Genomic DNA, 16,631 nt, shown 5'->3' on the forward strand with positions numbered 1-16,631 from the left:
TTTCTGTATCACTTCGCCTAAATTTAGAGAGGGAGGGCGCAGAAAAAAAACCGATCAGGAAGCTGAAAAAGCTCTAGTACAACGCACCGGAAATTCTCCGAATAATTTTTAAACCACCAGAGGCCTTCCGGTATAAGTCCAGCGAAAAGGCTTAGCGAGGGTTTCATTGAAGAAATCGATAAACTGAAAAATACGTCCTTTCAAATCTGCTCTCGAGGTGAAGCTTGCCCGTTTGAGCAAGCGACGGGATAGAATGCCAAACCAAATCTCGATCTGATTCAGCCACGAGCAATGCTTGGGCGTATAAACAAAGCGAATGCGATGGCTTTCGTCCTGCAAAAAAGCCGCGCGGGAGTTCATATCCCGTAGTACTCCGCGTTCCCCTTTCACGCCCAAGTCCTCGTCAATTCCGCAGGCTTTGGCGATCCATTCCACCAGCGTCGCGGATTTATGGGTGTTCAACTGATCGGCCACAAACAGCCATTGCCCCTGAGGGTCTGTGGCGACGGTTTGCTGCACGTGGGCGACAAAGTCAGCTTCTGTTCGTGTGTCCTGAACAGTGGGCGCAATGACCTTGCCTGTTGCCACCTCGAAGTTGGCAATCAGGGCTTGGGTGCCGTGGCGCCGGTATTCGTACTCGATCCGTTCCGGCTGTCCGGGTTGCATGGGCTGTGCGGGGTGAATGCGCTCCAGGGCCTGAATGCCGGTTTTTTCATCGATGCTGATCACGTGAATGCCTTGCGCATGCAGCGCCGGGGCTTGCCGATACAGGTCGCATACCGCTTCGACGTTGACCTGGAAGGTGGCTTCATCGTCGATGGTGGGATTCAGCCAATAGCGCGTTCGATGCGGCTTTAGCTGACCCTGCATTTAAAAAACGACCAATACTGGTCGCTGAGATACGGTCGACAATGCCTTGCTTAACGGCTTCCCGTGCCAAATCTTTGCGCGTCCAATGCGTCAAGGGTGAAGGCGGCGTTTCACAAGCCAACGCCAGCAGTTGGCAGACCTGTTCGGCGCTGAAGGTCTGTGGTGCACCCGGACGTTCCGCATCCGCCAGAATCGTCTCGATCTGCCGGCGTAAACGTTCGGGATCATCTTCGCAGGCAGCCAGCGCCTCTTGGGCCGACAGCCAACGACGACGCCACAAACCGACCGTCTCTTCCTTGATGTTCAGACCCTGCGCGCTGGCCTTGTTGCGACGGCCGGCTCCCGCATTTAAGACGATGCGCGCCCGCTGCACTAAACTGTGCGGCAGTTGCCGACTTCGAACAATGGCTTCCAGCGTCGATTGTTGGGCTTGCGTCAAAATAAGCGGAGTGAGTGGGCGCATCGCTTCCTTGCGGGATGATTTTCGGGCTTGCTATTATCCTTCATTTTTTAGGTTTGTAGTACTAGCAGCTGCAAAAGCCCAAGCTGCCGTACGCAGGATGCGATCAACAGTACGATCAAAGCCATCAAGATCAACCGCAATTGGATACGGCCGAGTTCAGCTACATCCGGATCCGGCCTGAAATACCGAATCCGGGTCAGATTGATGTCTGACGGCGGCGTAATCGATACCGACACGATCGCCTCAAGCGGCGATGAGGTTTTCGACCTCTCTGCTGAGGAACGCAATGCCTTTGGGATTCGGTTGGCGACACCGTTATCAGACGGGAAATGCTGGGCAACGATAGCCGTTGCCCAACGACATTACTTGCCGGAACTATTCGTCAAATAACTGGCGATCAGGTTGCGGTAGTCAGGAATATGGTTCGAAAACAGAGCGCCCAATCCTTCGACATCATTTCTCCAGTCGCGATGCAGTTCGCAGGCGACGCCAAACCAAGTCATCAACTGCACCCCAACCTGAGACATCCGATCCCACGCCGCATTCCGGGTGATTTCGTTGAAGGTGCCCGAGGCATCGGTCACCACAAACACATCAAAACCCGCTTCGATCGCCGAGAGCGCAGGAAATGCGACGCAGACCTCGGTGACGACGCCGGCGATAATCAGCTGCTTCTTGCCGGTTGCCTTGACCGCCTTGACGAAATCCTCGTTATCCCAGGCGTTGATCTGTCCAGGGCGCGCGATATAAGGGGCTTCAGGGAAGGTCTCCTTCAGTTCGGCAACCAGGGGACCGTTCGGGCCGTTTTCAAAACTGGTCGTCAGAATGGTGGGTAGCTTGAAATACTTGGCCAGATCGGCGAGCGCCAGCACGTTATTCTTGAACTTGTCCGGATCGATGTCGCGTACCAGTGACAAGAGGCCTGTCTGATGGTCCACCAACAGAACGGCCGCATTGTCTTTATCAAGACGGGTATAAGGTTTTGTCATGATGGTTCTCCTAATGACTTGTTGAAGTGAAAGTGGCCGAACGAGTCAGTTGGGTTAAAGACCGTCCCATTCGGCGGGTTGCTTAAATCAGTTAGCAGCAGGAATCCTGCCAAACTTGCCCGACCGGTAATCCTCTATCGCCTGATCAATTTCGTCCTGGGTGTTCATCACGAACGGCCCATACCCCACGACCGGTTCGTTAATCGGTTCCCCGGCGAGCAATAACAGTTTTGCGCCATCGCTGGCTTCGATATCCAGGTAATCTCCGGCCCGGTCCAACACAACGAGTTGGGTCTCTTCCGCAAAGCGGTCGCCGTTGATACGAACGCTTCCGGTCAGGACGACCAACATGGTATTCCACCCATTCGGCACGTCTATCCTGGATTGGCCCGAATGCAGCCGAATGTCAAGAACGGTCATCGGCGAAAACGTATGTGCCGGACCGGTCGCATCGCCATGGCGGCCGGCGATCACCCGTACCGTCCCGGTGCCGCCAAGCAGTTCGACTTCCGGAATAGCCTGATTCAGGATCGCTTGATAGCGCGGCCGCGTCATCTTGTGCTCGGCCGGCAGATTGACCCAGAGCTGAACCATTTCGAGCACGCCGCCCGATCGGGTAAAGCTTTCGGAGTGAAACTCCTGATGCAGGATGCCGGATCCTGCGGTCATCCACTGCACATCGCCCGGCCCGATCACGCCGCCTTTGCCGGTCGAGTCGCGATGCGCAACTTCGCCCTGATAAACCAGAGTGACCGTTTCGAAGCCTCTGTGCGGGTGTTCGCCGACACCGCGCGGTTTAGCGGCGCTATCAAACATCGCCGGTCCCGCATAATCCAGAAGAAGAAACGGGCTTACCTTGTCAGTCTGGCCCGAGTCGTAGGAAAACAACGAACGCACGGGAAAACCGTCACCCACCCAGTGTCTTGTAGGCGAGCTTTGAATCGCGATGACTTTTTTCATGGCTTGCTCCTGATTGATGCATGAGATTGACGATTGCAGTATATTGCTAAGACAGTTTATTGTGTAGATGTGAAAAACCGATTAATTAGTTCCATAAATAGAACAATAGAACCATGCAGGATCTGAACGACCTTTACTACTATGTCAAAGTGGTAGACCACGGCGGCTTCGCCTCTGCCGGTCGGGCACTGGGCATCCCAAAATCGAAATTGAGCCGACGTATCGCTCTGTTGGAAGACCGACTGGGAGTCAGGCTGATTCAGCGCTCGACCCGGCGTTTTTCGATTACCGAGATTGGACAAACTTATTACGAACACTGCAATGCGATGCTGATCGAGGCCGAGGCGGCTCAGGAATCGATCGATGTCACCCGCGCCAAACCGTGCGGAACGATTAGAATGACCTGCCCGCCGGCGTTGCTGCATGCCCATGTCGGAAGCATGCTGGCGGACTTCATGGCGTTGAATCCCTTGGTTGCGATTCATCTTGAAGCGAGCAACCGCAGGGTCGATCCGGTCGGAGAAGGCATCGACCTGGCGATCCGGGTTCGCCAGTCGCCGATAGAGAACAGCGATCTGGTCATGCGCATTTTCTCGGATCGCCGGCAATGCCTGGTCGCCAGTCCTGCCCTGGTCGAAAGATACGGCCTGCCAAGCGCTCCGGCGGATCTGGCTGAATGGCCGAGTCTGTCGCACGGAACCCCACAGGATGAGCACGTTTGGATACTGTCGGGCCCTGATAACGCACAAGTCTCATTACGCCATAAGCCTAAGTTTATTGCGAACGACATGATAGCCCTGCGCTCTGCGGCCGTTGCAGGGATTGGGGTAGCTAAGCTGCCCGCCATGTTTATCCAGGAAGAACGGGCTGACGGGACGCTGGTTAAGGTGTTGCCGGAATGGGCGCCCAATCGGGAAATCATTCATGCGGTGTATCCATCGCGCAGAGGCTTGCTCCCCTCGGTGCGCGCGCTGATTGATTTTCTGTCGGAACGCTATAGCGAGTTGGACGAAAAATAGGCCTAGAAAGCCTGGTCTCGCATTCTCCTTCAATCAAGGATTGAAGCGTACACTTGCGAAAATATCGTCAGGTACTGATGGGTGAATCTCCCTTTCTGGCCCTCATGCGCGCCGCGTGGAAATACAGTAGGGCCAGTACGCGGGACGGAACGCTGGCGCGTCCTCCCACGAATTACAGCATGGCGCGCGGGGAACAGAAAAAGTTTATTTTTTAATTTTTTTATAGTTTTCCTCGCTTTCGCGCATCACTTTTTCACCTTCTGCGATCATTCGCCTGCCTTCATCAATTTTACTTTGACCTTCGGCGACTAAAGCATTGCCGCGATCAACCAATTGCTTGCCCTGCTTCCATCTATCCCCCAAGCTGGCTATGCCTTGGCTTTCGCGTAGCATTTCTTCGCCAGAAAGAATGGGGGCCGGGGCTGGTTCGGGATTAGAAGCGCAGCCGCTAAGAAGTAAAATTAAACTAGGGATAGTCAGGTTAGGTCGAATAGTGAAATGATTTTTCATGATCAGTTACTCTAGGTGTTATGGACTTATAAAAGGCGGTTAATTTTACAAAAAAAGCTTTGCCTTTGCAGGTTCGATTGGCCGTTCCGGACGATTGGCCCTAAACCCGCAAACACCACAATTGGAAGGCTGAACGCCTTGATGGAGAGCCGGTCTGTGCGCGCACAGTCAAATACAGGGAGAGCGGTGCCTTGCCAGCAAAGCCAGCACGCCTCAACCACATTCAGACCCGGCCGCGGGCAGTGAGCGAAAACGATCCCGATTGTTGACTGCAGGCCAGGTTATGAGAACGCAGTCACTTTCGACCAGTAGTAGTTTTCCGTCCGGTTGATGGAGCCCCCAACCCCGTTTCCTCGGAACATAGTTGAGCGCCTGAGGGCATATTTTTCGTCGCGTACAGAGAACAGCTCTTTTGCGACCGTTATGGAATAAGCCTATATCACTAGATGTGACTCATTCCATTGAAATAGTAATTTTTATGAACTAAACTATAAAATATTAAGTCTCACTTACGCTAAAAAATGATGGTTAATTCAGAGATGCTTTGTCTTTGAATAAGAGAACTATTATATGCTAAAGCATTAATTTGCAGCTAATAGTTTGATTTTTTTACAACCTTAAGTGAGGTGCATTATGAAAATTAGACAAATAATAACGGCAGTAACGCTTTTGCTGTTGGCTACGGGCAGTGCTTTCGCCAGACCCGACTTCCACCACAACACCGGTTCGCGCTCCATCATGCACCCGCAAAATCATGCGCGCGGCCATTCCGGTAGCAGTAAGGGCAGAGCATCCTATACTGCACCAGAAATTGATGCGGCCTCCGGAACCAGTGCGATCGCTTTGCTAGCAGGCGTTTTGTTGCTAGCGGGTGAAAGAGCTCGATCTAAACGCTCTTAACATTTTTCGGCATTAAGATTGAAAGCCGGGTCAGAACGCAGTTTTCTGACCCGGTTTTTCTTTAGTAAACCATGCTCCCTGTTGTTTCGACGAAACCATCCTTCGACAAGCGCTTTAGTCCCGAACGCAGCGAAGGATCAGACCTATGGGAATCGATGTTTCAAGCGCCTAAATTATTTTACGCACATGGCTTTAGTGAATGAATTGTGATGCAAGGTTACGTACTCGCCCCCCCGAAGAAGTTTGTGATTCGCTGGATTTTGCTTCTGGTAATATTCGCACTCGAACTCGTGGTGTTAACCGCTCGGTATGAAGTGCCACCTCTCTTGGCAAATGATGCCAATTGGTCAGCGTGGCTGTTCCATTTTTCGAAAGAGATTTGGCCGGCAGTTCTCTGGATTATCGGTGCTTATCTCATTATCCTCAGTCCTCGGCTTAGGATTATTCGCAACGATTTACTGAACTACTTGGTTGAATATCGCTGGCAGGTCTGGCTAGTATGCCACATCCTCGCTCTCGCTGCGTTCGCAGTTGTCACCGCGCTCATCTTTGAAACACCTACCAATCCCGCCCGTCTTTCGGCGCCCTGGTTTTCTGGTTGGTTTGCGCTGGCAAGCGCAACACTGCTGTCATGGTTGCTCGCCCTAGCTCCTGGTCATTTTTGGTTGCGCCTGGTTCGCCAAGAGTGCACGGCATTGCTCATAGGCTGTCTATTGGGAATAGGCGCCTGGATGCTCATGCGAATGCTCGGTCAGTATGAAACTTCCATTCTCTGGCAAAATGAATTTTGGAACTCTCTGGCCATGCCTACCTTACAGCTCGTCCATTCGCTGCTTGGCTGGTTTTATGCTGATCTCGTCTATCAACCGGAGACATTTCTTTTAGGCACAGACTCTTTCCAAGTAGAAATCAGTTACGCCTGTTCGGGTATCGAAGGCATATCCCTGATTACTCTATTTCTCGCCCTCTATCTTTGGCTATTTCGCAAGGAGCTACGCTTTCCGCAAGTCTTTTGGCTTTTCCCTCTTGGAATAATCGTTATCTGGCTAGCCAACGCCGTGCGCATCGCCATGCTGATAGCGATCGGTGCATCCGTCTCCCCTGAAGTCGCACTCAAGGGCTTTCACGCGCATGCTGGCTGGATAGCCTTTACTCTTATTGCAATCGGCTCGATTGCTCTATCGAACCGATTGCAGTTTTTTGCCGTTACCGAGCCAGACTTACCCACGGTTAAAGCCAACAAATCTCTTGCCGCCGCCTTGATCGTTCCTTTCTTGGTTCTGATGGCGGTCACGATGATTACGTCAGCATCCACCTTCGGCTTTGACATCCTATATCCCCTACGCGTTGTCGCTGTCAGTATACTGCTTTACTATTTTCGCAAGTCCTATAATAGCCTCAGTTCGAACTGGACTTGGCAAGCAAGCGCCATCGGAACTGTAGTATTCATAATCTGGATGTTACTGGAGCCAAATATTGACAGCAGCAAGACTCCCTTATCACAAGGCTTGGAGGAACTTACAAGCGAGTCAGCAGCCATTTGGCTGATTTTTCGTGTGCTCGGCTCGGTAATCACCGTGCCTTTGGCCGAGGAACTTGCCTTCCGCGGTTACTTAATCCGTAAGCTGATTGCGAAAGACTTCGAAAATGTACATCCCGGACAGTTCACCTGGTTTTCGTTCCTGCTCACATCCATACTTTTTGGACTACTGCATGAGCGCGGGGTTGCTGGCACTCTGGCCGGGATGGGTTATGCTTTGGCCCTTTACCGCCGTGGGCAACTGGGAGACGCCGTCATTGCCCACATGACGACTAACGCGCTGATTGCCATATTCGTCCTGTCGCAAGCAAGATGGTCTTTATGGTCATGACAAATCACTCCTCTCCACAACTTTTGATCATAATGCTATGGGCTCACAAAAAACTTTTCTGATTGTCGGCGGTGGTTTGGTCGGATTAGCCACGGCTTATCGACTGCTTGAGCGATTCCCGCAGGCAAACGTCACCTTGCTTGAGAAAGAGTCTGCCGTCGGTGCGCACCAAAGCACGCACAATAGCGGCGTCTTACACGCGGGTCTCTATTATGCACCCGGCTCAGCCAAAGCCAAATTGGCCGTAGCCGGCATTCAACAAATGACAAAATTTTGCCGTGCGGAAGGTATCCCACATGAAATCTGCGGCAAGCTCGTTGTAGCCGTGACATCCGAAGAACTGCCACGGCTGGATGAATTGCTCCGGCGCGGTATCGCCAACGGACTGCAAAGGTTACGGAAAATCGATGCAAGTGAAATGCGAAAAATCGAGCCCTATGTCAATGGTATCGCCGCCGTGCATGTGCCTGAAGAAGGCATTGTCGATTACCGGCAGGTCTGTGATCGACTGGCTTTCCGTGTGCAAGAACGTGGCGGGCGCATTGTCACAGATGCAAAAGTCGCACGTCTCGAACGCAAAACCGACAATTGGGTTGCCAGCACAACTCAGGAGGAATTCAATGGCAATTTTCTAATCAATTGCGCCGGGTTGCAATGCGACCTCGTGGCCAAACTGGCAGGCGAACAGCGAGATATACGCATTGTCCCATTTCGCGGTGAATATTATTACCTCAAACCTGAAGCTCAGTATCTAGTGAAAAATCTGATTTATCCAGTCCCCAACCCACAATTCCCGTTCCTTGGCGTCCATTTCACACGGATGATTCAAGGTGGCGTGGAGGCCGGTCCGAATGCGGTTCTCGCTTTTGCACGCGAAGGATACCAATTAACAAATTTTGACACCCGCGACATGCTGGATACGCTGTTTTTCCCCGGACTCTGGCGTTTTCTCCGTAAATATCCGACTATGGCATGCACAGAGTTGATTCAGTCATGCAGCAAAGCACATTTCTGCCGTGCACTACAGCGGCTGGTGCCAGACATTCGCACTGTTGACCTTGCACTCGGCGGTGCGGGTGTTCGCGCGCAAGCGATGAAACCTTCGGGGGATTTTGTGGATGACTTTCATCTAGTCATTCGCCAGGACGCCTTGCATGTGCTTAATGCTCCAAGTCCTGCGGCTACGGCTTCACTGGCAATTGGCCAGTACATCGTTAATCAATTGCCGAACTGAAAAATTCAATTTGAAAACGCTGCCAGTAAGATTCTCGTTCATCGCCTATCGTATGCGAAATAGTTGCGTTACAAATAGACTAAACTTATCCAAAGGTTACCATGCAGGAAACTCATTTGGTCAGTTCTTGTAACAAAATATTTCTTCTATTGACTTCTAACAATGATACCCTTATAAATTGAATAAACACCTGCTCAAAAACGTACGGGAAGAAATTGGAAATTTTCCTCAGCAAACGCCCGCAATGCCTCGTGACACAAGTTGAAGCCATTGCAATTGGATAGGACGCTAAAGGGCTGATTTTCCATCAGAAATCGGGGGTTTAAATCTTTCAGCCCCAGCTTATTGGTCAATATATTGTTGAATTTACACGACGGTTTAGGATAATTAGCAAATGAATACGTCCACCTTAAATAGCTTGATATTTCCATCTAATAATGGCTATGTTTTCGCCTTTTTTTTCGGCTGCATACTGTGGCTATCCAATCAGGCTTTCGCCCTGGCTGGTGACAGTTACCGCCTTAACCCAGGCGACAAACTGGAAATCACCGTTTGGGAAGAGGAAAAATTGAAACAGGATGTGGTGGTGCTGCCTGATGGCACGATTTCTTTCCCCTTAGTCGGGCATGTCGCCGCTGCCGGCAAAACGACCGAGGAGCTAGCCAAGTCGCTGCGGGAACGTCTGACTAAATTTATCCCCGACTCCGAAATAAATGTCAGCCTGATTGCGGCCGAAGGCAACGTTATTTATGTCACCGGCCAGGTCACTAAGCCGGGGAAATTCATAATGAAAGGCCCCACCGATGTGATGCAGGCCTTGAGCATGGCTGAAGGCTTGACGGCATTTGCCAAAAAGAACAGTATTATCGTTTTGAGGCGTGAAGCTGACGGCCGCACCCGCTCCTTTCCCTTCGAATATGGCGACGTGGAAGACGGCGAGAACATAGAATCAAATATTCTGCTGCAAAGCGGAGATACTGTCGTTGTACCTTGAATTATCTGAGAAAAGCATGCATTGCGTCCGAAAAATAGCATTACTTGTTCTAGCCTGTAGTGTTTCCGGGCAAGATGTAGACGCCGCCGAATGGGCTTTGGAAGGAACCTTAGGGCAAGAGCTTCAGTATAACGACAATATTTCATTAAATCCTATCCGAAAAGATCCTGTTGTTGGATACCTTTTGACTCCAGGGTTCCAAGCCACTCGAAAGTCAGGGGTATTGGACCTTGCCTTTGGCGGACGGGCGGACATTCGTCGTTATGACGATCAACGTTGGGATTGTGATAATTTTAACCTGGACGCTAACAACGGTTATCGGACAAATCGCAGCGTTTTTAGCTTAATTGGCGGGTATAGCGTGAATTGCTCCTATAACCTACAACTCACGGATACAGGCGTAATTTTGCCTAACAATCAGGCTGAAAACTATCGGGTGGCTCCTTCATGGACTTGGCAATGGACGGCTCGCGATCAGTTGATCCTGGATGCTTCTTACTCCAAAACAAGCTATAGCAGCACACAAGGCGGCACCGCTTTAAACAATAATGCATCAATTTTCAGCGGCAATGATAGCTACACCGTTCACTTAGGTGGAAAGCATGAATGGAGCCAACGCCTCTCCCTAAATGAAAAACTCTATTTTTCCAACATCCAATACACAGGGTCGAACACTTCGACACAAAATCTGTATGGTTTTCAACTCGGTGCGGATTACAAAATTGATCGCTTATGGACAGTTGGCGCAGGCGGAGGACCAGTATGGGTTGACACCCAGCCCAGTTCGAATGATACCTCCTCTATACAGAATTCCTCGATGACGCTGGGTCGTGTTGCAAATATCAATTTAAACTACAATGGACAGGTGACTGACTTCTCTATCGGTTATTCTAACACCGTTAACCCAAGCGCTATCGGCCAAACGCTGCAAACCCAATCCGCCTTCGCTAATTATTCATACCATCTAACCCGGGATCTGATGCTGGATCTTTCTAGTAGCTATTCACTTAGCCAATCGATCGGCAAGTCGACTGATAATTTAAACAATCAGTTTAATCGCACTTACTTCACTGGAGCCGCCGGCATTACCTGGGAACTCGAGAAACACTGGCAACTCAAAGGCAGCTACGTTTACCGTTGGCAGAATTACAAACAAGACCAGAATGTGCAAAATTTAAATGTAGGAACGAGTGATTCTAACCTCGTAATGCTTTTTCTGAACTATTCCTGGGATGGAATCCGAGTTTCCCGTTAACTTACCGATCCGGTCAAAGGTTATAACTTATTCTAACCACTTTACCGTGGAACTAAACTGGTCTCTCTAACCCCGACGCAAAAACACCCATCCAGCCGGCCAGCTATAGGTCCCTTCATACCAGTGCGCCCACATGGAAAATACCGTGCACATCATGAATGCAAAAATCAAGCGATTTAGGTTTACTAACGCTTTATTTTCAACAACTGTGCCGCCTGTCGCCGCTTTAACCAATGGACCTAAGCCATTGTATTCGCTCGAACTAAAACTGATAAGACGGAACCACCTTAGTAGCTTTAAAACGGGTCTGGGAATCTGATCCAGGGAGATGAGATTGAGGAGAACTTGAATCGAGTAAACACCACTCAGCAAAACAGCCAGCGTACCGATACCCATCGCCAACAAGGGCGGCAATGTATAATAGCTACAGAAAACGACTGTGATTAGGGCAAGAAAAAGGAAACTCGTTTGTAAATTGGCATCAGTCCAGCGAAAACCGCTGAGCCTCCTCACAATTACATAGATCATAAGTACATGAAACACATACGATCCAAAGAACGCGATACCGGCGCCTTTCAAACCGAAAGCACTCACACTAAGCCACGCAAGGCCAAGATAAACGACAGTCCAAGCCAACTCGGAAAATATAATCAGGTTTTGCACGCCTTTTGCCACGATAATGAAGCCCATAGGCCAAGAAATCACGCGCAGGGTCATGCCCAAACATAGCCAGCGCAAAATTTCCACCGCCCCTTCAAATTTAGACGTATAAAAGAGTGCGATGACCAGTGGTGCGAATGTCAGGGTTCCTATCACACCCGGACCTGCAAGCAACAAACTGACATGGGCCTGCTCATTCACCACACGGTTGCATTCGCTGTTGTCCCTGGCGATTGCAGTTAAACGTGGATAAAAGTCCGCTCCCATAGCCTGCAAAATGAATCCGATATATAGACCTCCCAATGCCCAAGCCGCTTGGTACAACCCGGCAGCATCGAACCCGACCTTGCGAACGACGATGAGACGCACTACATAGGCAGCCCCGGTCATCAACAGACCACTGGCCATGAATGCGAAACCCAGCTTCAACATGGCGCCAGCCTCCTGCCTCACTTGAGAAGCAGATATTGAAGGTGTTTGTAATTGTATTTTCCGGCTATACCACCAAGATGCGATAAGCGACATTGCGGCAAGAAGCACCAGCGAAAGCACTAACCCATCTTCGCGAAAGAAATATACCACAGTGATACTGATGATCGCCCCGAAGAGCGTACCCCACACCCCCATCTTAGCCATATCAGAAATGCAGCGCATCCCCTGAAGCAGTGCGCCCTGCCCTGCGGACACGAGATTGAAAAATACGGCAATTGACAGCAATGCGACAGCGGCCGCGTGTTGATCGTTGCCAAAAGTCAAGGTGGACACGGGCCCGGCAAATATGACCAGCACAGCGGCGCCAAGTAACCCGAGCAAGATTGATATGCGTCGCAGCACTACAGCAGTTCGCGCGATCCTATCAGTGTCGCTTGAACCAACCGCCTCGGCAATCTGCCGCACACCACTACTATTAATGCCCATGCCAGCAACGCTGATCGTAAGGTCCGAAATTGATCCATACAGGGCCATCAATCCAACGCCGGATGGCCCCAGCAACATCGCCATGCCCTTGGTACGAACGATCCCGATGGCGATGTTCAGCAGAGATGAACCGCCGATCACCGCCGAAGACTTCAAAATCTGTCCGTAGGTATGCTTCTCAGCCATGACGACTCCTGGTTAGCAAGATGATTTGCGAAATGACGCCAAGCATCCGTTCGAAAACAGGTAACTATGGCTCCCACAAAAAGGCGCTTGCGAAATATCTTGGGCTCGCAGCGCCAGCTGTAGCAATGGTGAAAAGTAATATGACTTCGCAAAGCGCATTTGTTGAAATCGAAGGTAATGACAAGTACAGCCAAGGTCGGTTTTGAGTCTCACCTGCATGCTATTGGTCCACACAAAACATGGAAAATCTTTGGGTTTGAATCTGTTAACGCTAATGTCTCGGTACTGGCAATCGGAATCGGTCACTGCTCCGGAACGGGGAGCACTGATGTGACAAAACACACATGGCTTGGAGAGGAATGCGATTTATCGGCATGGCGCGTTCCTATAAATTTCAGTATAGAGACCCTTTCCGGAGCATAGCATGGATAGTTAATCCGAATTATTCATAAAAAAGAGCAAGCTCCAATTTTATGAGTGTTACACCCATAAAGCTTCGGAAGGAGCTATCCCATAAACTATCCTGTTTTCAGCCTGCCATCGGGCGGACAGCGTGCGCTTGCTTAGACAGCGGTGCATCATCACTCCGATTTGGGGCTGTTGCTCAAGCCAAGTATACATGACCGCACCTTTGCCATAATTTGCGGCTTGGCTCGGTAAAATGTTACGAAAAAATGAGTTTCTTCAACAGCCTATTTGCGCGCAAGGACTCTATGCAATTTTGGATGGCTATGCAACCCCAGGATCCTTGATTTTTCCCAGTCCTGACGCTTCTGGGAACTACTCGACTTCCCGCCTCGGAACGAAAATGCAAAGACGATGGCATCAATATCTGCATAATCAATTACTTAATTTAAGACATATTTAAGGTTTGTATATTATCATCCTCCTTCAGAGATTATTAAGCTTTTTCTAATTTGTTTTTAAGGAATACACCTTATAGCCTTCTGTAAATGACCCATGCCGAAAAGAATACACTTCGAGGACATGACGCACAGCCTGTGCAATGCCCCAATCCAGCAGGAACTACGCTATTTCAAAGAAGCCAACGCTAGCGATCATTGGCCAATTCGACTGAGCGAATTCCTGATGGAAGACAAAAAAGAGATAGCGGCCACCGCGGTTAACACTCAACCACCCAGATTGCTCCGGCGAATGAATATGGCTGAGCTTGCGGGGCTTTCCCGAAAGCCCGGCGGAACCAAAATAGAGACTCCGCCCGAAATAGCATCCGCCACCCACCTCCTCAAACGATTACGCGATTTTCGTAAAGAGAGTTGGCTGCTTTCTAAGCCTTCTATATCTTTCGCTCCGCTTGGGAAACCAACAAGCGTCACGAAGGCTATCATTTCGCCCCCCTTGATGTCGTTTTTTGCCTAGTTCAGGTCGATTCGACGATGCGGGACTATCGATAAGCTGAAAAATTAAAAAACATGGGCAACCGCAGCAAATTTTTTGCTATGGATTGGCTTACCTAAAAAAATAACGTTATATAGACACTCGAAACTAAGGTTAGTTTCAGATTGTTGATGCTGTTTTATTGTCCTCCTTAAATGATCACGGTCGACGAACAGGATCCCGGAACAATGACTCTCAAATCATGATTGAGAACCTGGTAATCAAATTTTTATCGTGCAGAGAGGTGTATAGAACTTACATATTCAAGACTATCAAACAAAACCAAATCAACCAAAAACTTTCAAAAAAATTCAAAAACATATTGATCTGATCCTTATTCGCCTCATCAAGGGATTCATGCCCTCCGTGATGGCTTTAGGTAAGTGCTTAACAACAAGCCGACCGGCATCGAGTTTCTGCCACGCGTATTAGCTTGCACCGTTTAAAACTATGCATGTGACCTTGTCGTTAAACGCTTAAAAATCATCAACCTCAGCCCGACTGATTTTATAAGTCTGGCATTCAGCTACTATCTAAACAATGAATATTTCCTTTAGTATGAGCACTTCCCTGCGTGAGCTATGCCCGCGCTTTTTATTAACCCTATTTGCCCTGTCTTTTTTCAGCGGCAATTTATTCGCGGGAACCGTAAACCTTGCCTGGGATCCCAGCACGTCCTCCAATGTAGGGGGTTATAAAGTCTCTTACGGCACCAGCAGCGGCAATTACACCTCAACCATCGATGTGGGCAACCAGACCAGTTACGCGGTCTCGGGGCTACAAGAGGGCGCTAAACTCTATTTCGCTGCAAAGGCCTATGATACGACCAAGACCACCGAAAGCGCTTTTTCCAATGAAGTCAATTTGACCGTACCTACCACGACGACGGCATTAACGGCGGATTTCACTGCGAGTACAACCAGCGGTGTTGCGACTCTGACAGTGAATTTCACACCTAAAACAAGTGGGACAATCACGAGTTGGAAATGGGATCTTCCCGGCTCAAACACGCCTACCGTCACAACCTCATCAGCAAGTGCTGTTACAGCGTCCTATCCGACCGCAGGGACGTATAGTGCCAGCCTGACGGTAACCGGATCCAGCGGAAGTGTCACCAAAAGCTATCCGAACCTTATCACCGTGACGGCTCCAACTACGACTTCGACTTCAGGAACGACTTCGGGAACGACCTCGGGAACGACCTCGGGAACGACCTCGGGAACGACTTCGGGAACGACTACACCGACCAACGGCCTCGTAGCTGCCTTTGGCTTCGAGGAAACCAGTGGCACGACGGCTACGGACGCCTCGGGTAACGGCAATAACGGCACGATTCAAGAAGCCGTAAGAATCACCACCGGCCGTTATGGAAACGCGTTGGACTTTGATGGCGTCAACGATTGGGTCACCGTCAATGACAGCGCATCGCTGGACTTTTCAACCGGCATGACCCTCGAAGCGTGGGTGTATCCAATGTCCCAGACAAATGGCGGCAACACGGTCATACTGAAGGAAACATCAGGGGCTGAGGTTTATGCACTCTATTCCGAAGAGGACACCAATCTGCCTGTATCTTATTTCAATGATGGCAGTTACCGCGCCGTCACCGGCCCGAACCGCTTGCCGGTGAACACCTGGAGTCACCTTGTCGCGACCTATGATGGACAATATCAGCGGCTTTATGTAAACGGTGCCGAAGTCTCCAAGAGCGCAGCGAATACTCCGATTAAAACATCCAACGGCGTGTTGCGCATCGGGGGTAACAGTCTGTGGGGCGAGTATTTCGACGGCAAAATCGATGAGGTGCGGATCTACAATCGAGCCTTGTCGGCAACGGAAATCAACTCTGATTTAAAAACCGCAGTGAGTGCTTCAAATAGTGTCTCTACACAGGGGAAATTTATCCTGGGTGACAAGAACGAAGAACCGTGGATCCAAAACGAACCGCAAGGTACTGCACAAGCGTTCCAGTCAACGCCCGCGCAGTCCGGCGTAGTATCCAGTGTTCAGATTTATCTGGATGTGAGCACCACCGCAACAAATTTGGTTGCCGGCATCTATACTGACAATTCCGGTTATCCGGGGACACTAATCGCAAAGGGCAATTTGAGCACGCTGAAACTTGGCGCGTGGAATTCGGTATCGATTCCTGATGCCTCTGTTACTGCCGGCAAACCTTATTGGCTTGCAATACTGGGAACAGATGGTCAAATTGGTTTCCTTGAGCAAGTAGGATCGTCAACCGGTTTGATGGCACGCACCAGTCATCGTACGGTACTGACAGACTTGCCCGCTACATGGACAGGTTCAAGTTATGGATATAACACCAATGCGGCAATGTCACTCTTTGGAAATGGATATTAATATTGAACCATTAACCGCATAAAGTATACAGATGGAGAGG

General features: G+C 50.0%; 16 protein-coding genes. 10 read left to right on the forward strand and 6 right to left on the reverse strand.

What is annotated here, in order from left to right; genetic code table 11:
- Positions 1–108: 108 nt before the first annotated feature.
- Together ACEPPP_RS04015 and ACEPPP_RS04020 are read right to left on the reverse strand one after the other, a co-directional pair.
- A complete protein-coding gene (locus ACEPPP_RS04015) occupies positions 109–870 on the reverse strand; it encodes a transposase (RefSeq protein WP_374088051.1) in 762 nt (253 codons plus the stop codon).
- Complete coding sequence (locus ACEPPP_RS04020; RefSeq protein WP_374088053.1) at positions 809–1,333, reverse strand: helix-turn-helix domain-containing protein; 525 nt, start codon at positions 1,331–1,333, stop codon at positions 809–811. Before ACEPPP_RS04020 ends, ACEPPP_RS04015 begins: the two co-directional genes overlap by 62 nt.
- A gap of 177 nt (positions 1,334–1,510) precedes the next feature.
- Between ACEPPP_RS04020 and ACEPPP_RS04025 the strand changes: the two genes are divergently transcribed.
- A complete protein-coding gene (locus ACEPPP_RS04025) occupies positions 1,511–1,723 on the forward strand; it encodes a hypothetical protein (RefSeq protein WP_374090885.1) in 213 nt (70 codons plus the stop codon).
- Here ACEPPP_RS04025 and ycaC read toward each other — a convergent pair.
- Both ycaC and ACEPPP_RS04035 read right to left on the reverse strand, forming a co-directional pair.
- Positions 1,696–2,322: an isochorismate family cysteine hydrolase YcaC gene (gene ycaC / locus ACEPPP_RS04030; RefSeq protein WP_374089763.1), complete on the reverse strand. Its 627-nt coding sequence runs from the start codon at positions 2,320–2,322 to the stop codon at positions 1,696–1,698. The two genes, ACEPPP_RS04025 and ycaC, sit on opposite strands and share 28 nt — an antisense overlap.
- A gap of 87 nt (positions 2,323–2,409) precedes the next feature.
- Positions 2,410–3,282, reverse strand: a complete 873-nt coding sequence (locus tag ACEPPP_RS04035; RefSeq protein WP_374089764.1) for a pirin family protein — start codon at positions 3,280–3,282, stop codon at positions 2,410–2,412.
- 113 nt (positions 3,283–3,395) lie between these two features.
- On the opposite strand from ACEPPP_RS04035, the gene ACEPPP_RS04040 reads away from it, so the two are divergent.
- Entirely contained in the window at positions 3,396–4,301 is a 906-nt protein-coding gene (locus ACEPPP_RS04040) for a LysR family transcriptional regulator (RefSeq protein WP_374089765.1), read from the forward strand.
- Between the two features lie 204 nt (positions 4,302–4,505).
- Here the strand turns inward: ACEPPP_RS04040 and ACEPPP_RS04045 are convergent, their stop codons facing one another.
- Entirely contained in the window at positions 4,506–4,811 is a 306-nt protein-coding gene (locus tag ACEPPP_RS04045; RefSeq protein ID WP_374089766.1) for a hypothetical protein, read from the reverse strand.
- Positions 4,812–5,549: 738 nt separating this feature from the next.
- Between ACEPPP_RS04045 and ACEPPP_RS04050 the strand changes: the two genes are divergently transcribed.
- The 5 genes from ACEPPP_RS04050 (at position 5,550) to ACEPPP_RS04070 (ending at position 11,065) form a co-directional block, all read left to right on the forward strand.
- Positions 5,550–5,711: a VPEID-CTERM sorting domain-containing protein gene (locus ACEPPP_RS04050; protein ID WP_374090886.1), complete on the forward strand. Its 162-nt coding sequence runs from the start codon at positions 5,550–5,552 to the stop codon at positions 5,709–5,711.
- A 209-nt stretch (positions 5,712–5,920) separates the two neighbouring features.
- Positions 5,921–7,582 (forward strand): exosortase E/protease, VPEID-CTERM system, encoded by a 1,662-nt coding sequence (xrtE, locus tag ACEPPP_RS04055; RefSeq protein ID WP_374089767.1) that lies wholly within the window; start codon positions 5,921–5,923, stop codon positions 7,580–7,582.
- Between the two features lie 37 nt (positions 7,583–7,619).
- Positions 7,620–8,816 (forward strand): L-2-hydroxyglutarate oxidase, encoded by a 1,197-nt coding sequence (lhgO, locus tag ACEPPP_RS04060; RefSeq protein WP_374089768.1) that lies wholly within the window; start codon positions 7,620–7,622, stop codon positions 8,814–8,816.
- Positions 8,817–9,210: 394 nt separating this feature from the next.
- Positions 9,211–9,810 carry a polysaccharide biosynthesis/export family protein gene (locus ACEPPP_RS04065; RefSeq protein ID WP_374089769.1) on the forward strand — a complete coding sequence of 200 codons (600 nt, stop codon included), beginning with the start codon at positions 9,211–9,213 and terminating at the stop codon, positions 9,808–9,810.
- Positions 9,800–11,065 carry a hypothetical protein gene (locus ACEPPP_RS04070; RefSeq protein WP_374089770.1) on the forward strand — a complete coding sequence of 422 codons (1,266 nt, stop codon included), beginning with the start codon at positions 9,800–9,802 and terminating at the stop codon, positions 11,063–11,065. The genes ACEPPP_RS04065 and ACEPPP_RS04070 overlap by 11 nt, the downstream gene beginning before the upstream one ends.
- Positions 11,066–11,131: 66 nt before the next feature.
- On the opposite strand, the gene ACEPPP_RS04075 is transcribed toward ACEPPP_RS04070, so the two are convergent.
- Complete coding sequence (locus tag ACEPPP_RS04075; protein WP_374089771.1) at positions 11,132–12,829, reverse strand: O-antigen translocase; 1,698 nt, start codon at positions 12,827–12,829, stop codon at positions 11,132–11,134.
- Positions 12,830–12,861: 32 nt separating this feature from the next.
- Between ACEPPP_RS04075 and ACEPPP_RS04080 the strand changes: the two genes are divergently transcribed.
- The 3 genes from ACEPPP_RS04080 to ACEPPP_RS04090 all read left to right on the forward strand — a co-directional run bounded on the left by ACEPPP_RS04080 (position 12,862) and on the right by ACEPPP_RS04090 (position 16,591).
- Positions 12,862–13,035 (forward strand): hypothetical protein, encoded by a 174-nt coding sequence (locus ACEPPP_RS04080; RefSeq protein ID WP_374089772.1) that lies wholly within the window; start codon positions 12,862–12,864, stop codon positions 13,033–13,035.
- 781 nt (positions 13,036–13,816) lie between these two features.
- A complete protein-coding gene (locus ACEPPP_RS04085; protein ID WP_374089773.1) occupies positions 13,817–14,209 on the forward strand; it encodes a hypothetical protein in 393 nt (130 codons plus the stop codon).
- A gap of 576 nt (positions 14,210–14,785) precedes the next feature.
- Positions 14,786–16,591, forward strand: coding sequence for a LamG-like jellyroll fold domain-containing protein (locus tag ACEPPP_RS04090; protein WP_374089774.1), 1,806 nt, complete (start codon positions 14,786–14,788; stop codon positions 16,589–16,591).
- Positions 16,592–16,631: the final 40 nt, after the last annotated feature.

It is taken from the genome of Methylomicrobium lacus (assembly GCF_041897535.1).
Taxonomy (GTDB): domain Bacteria; phylum Pseudomonadota; class Gammaproteobacteria; order Methylococcales; family Methylomonadaceae; genus Methylomicrobium; species Methylomicrobium lacus_A.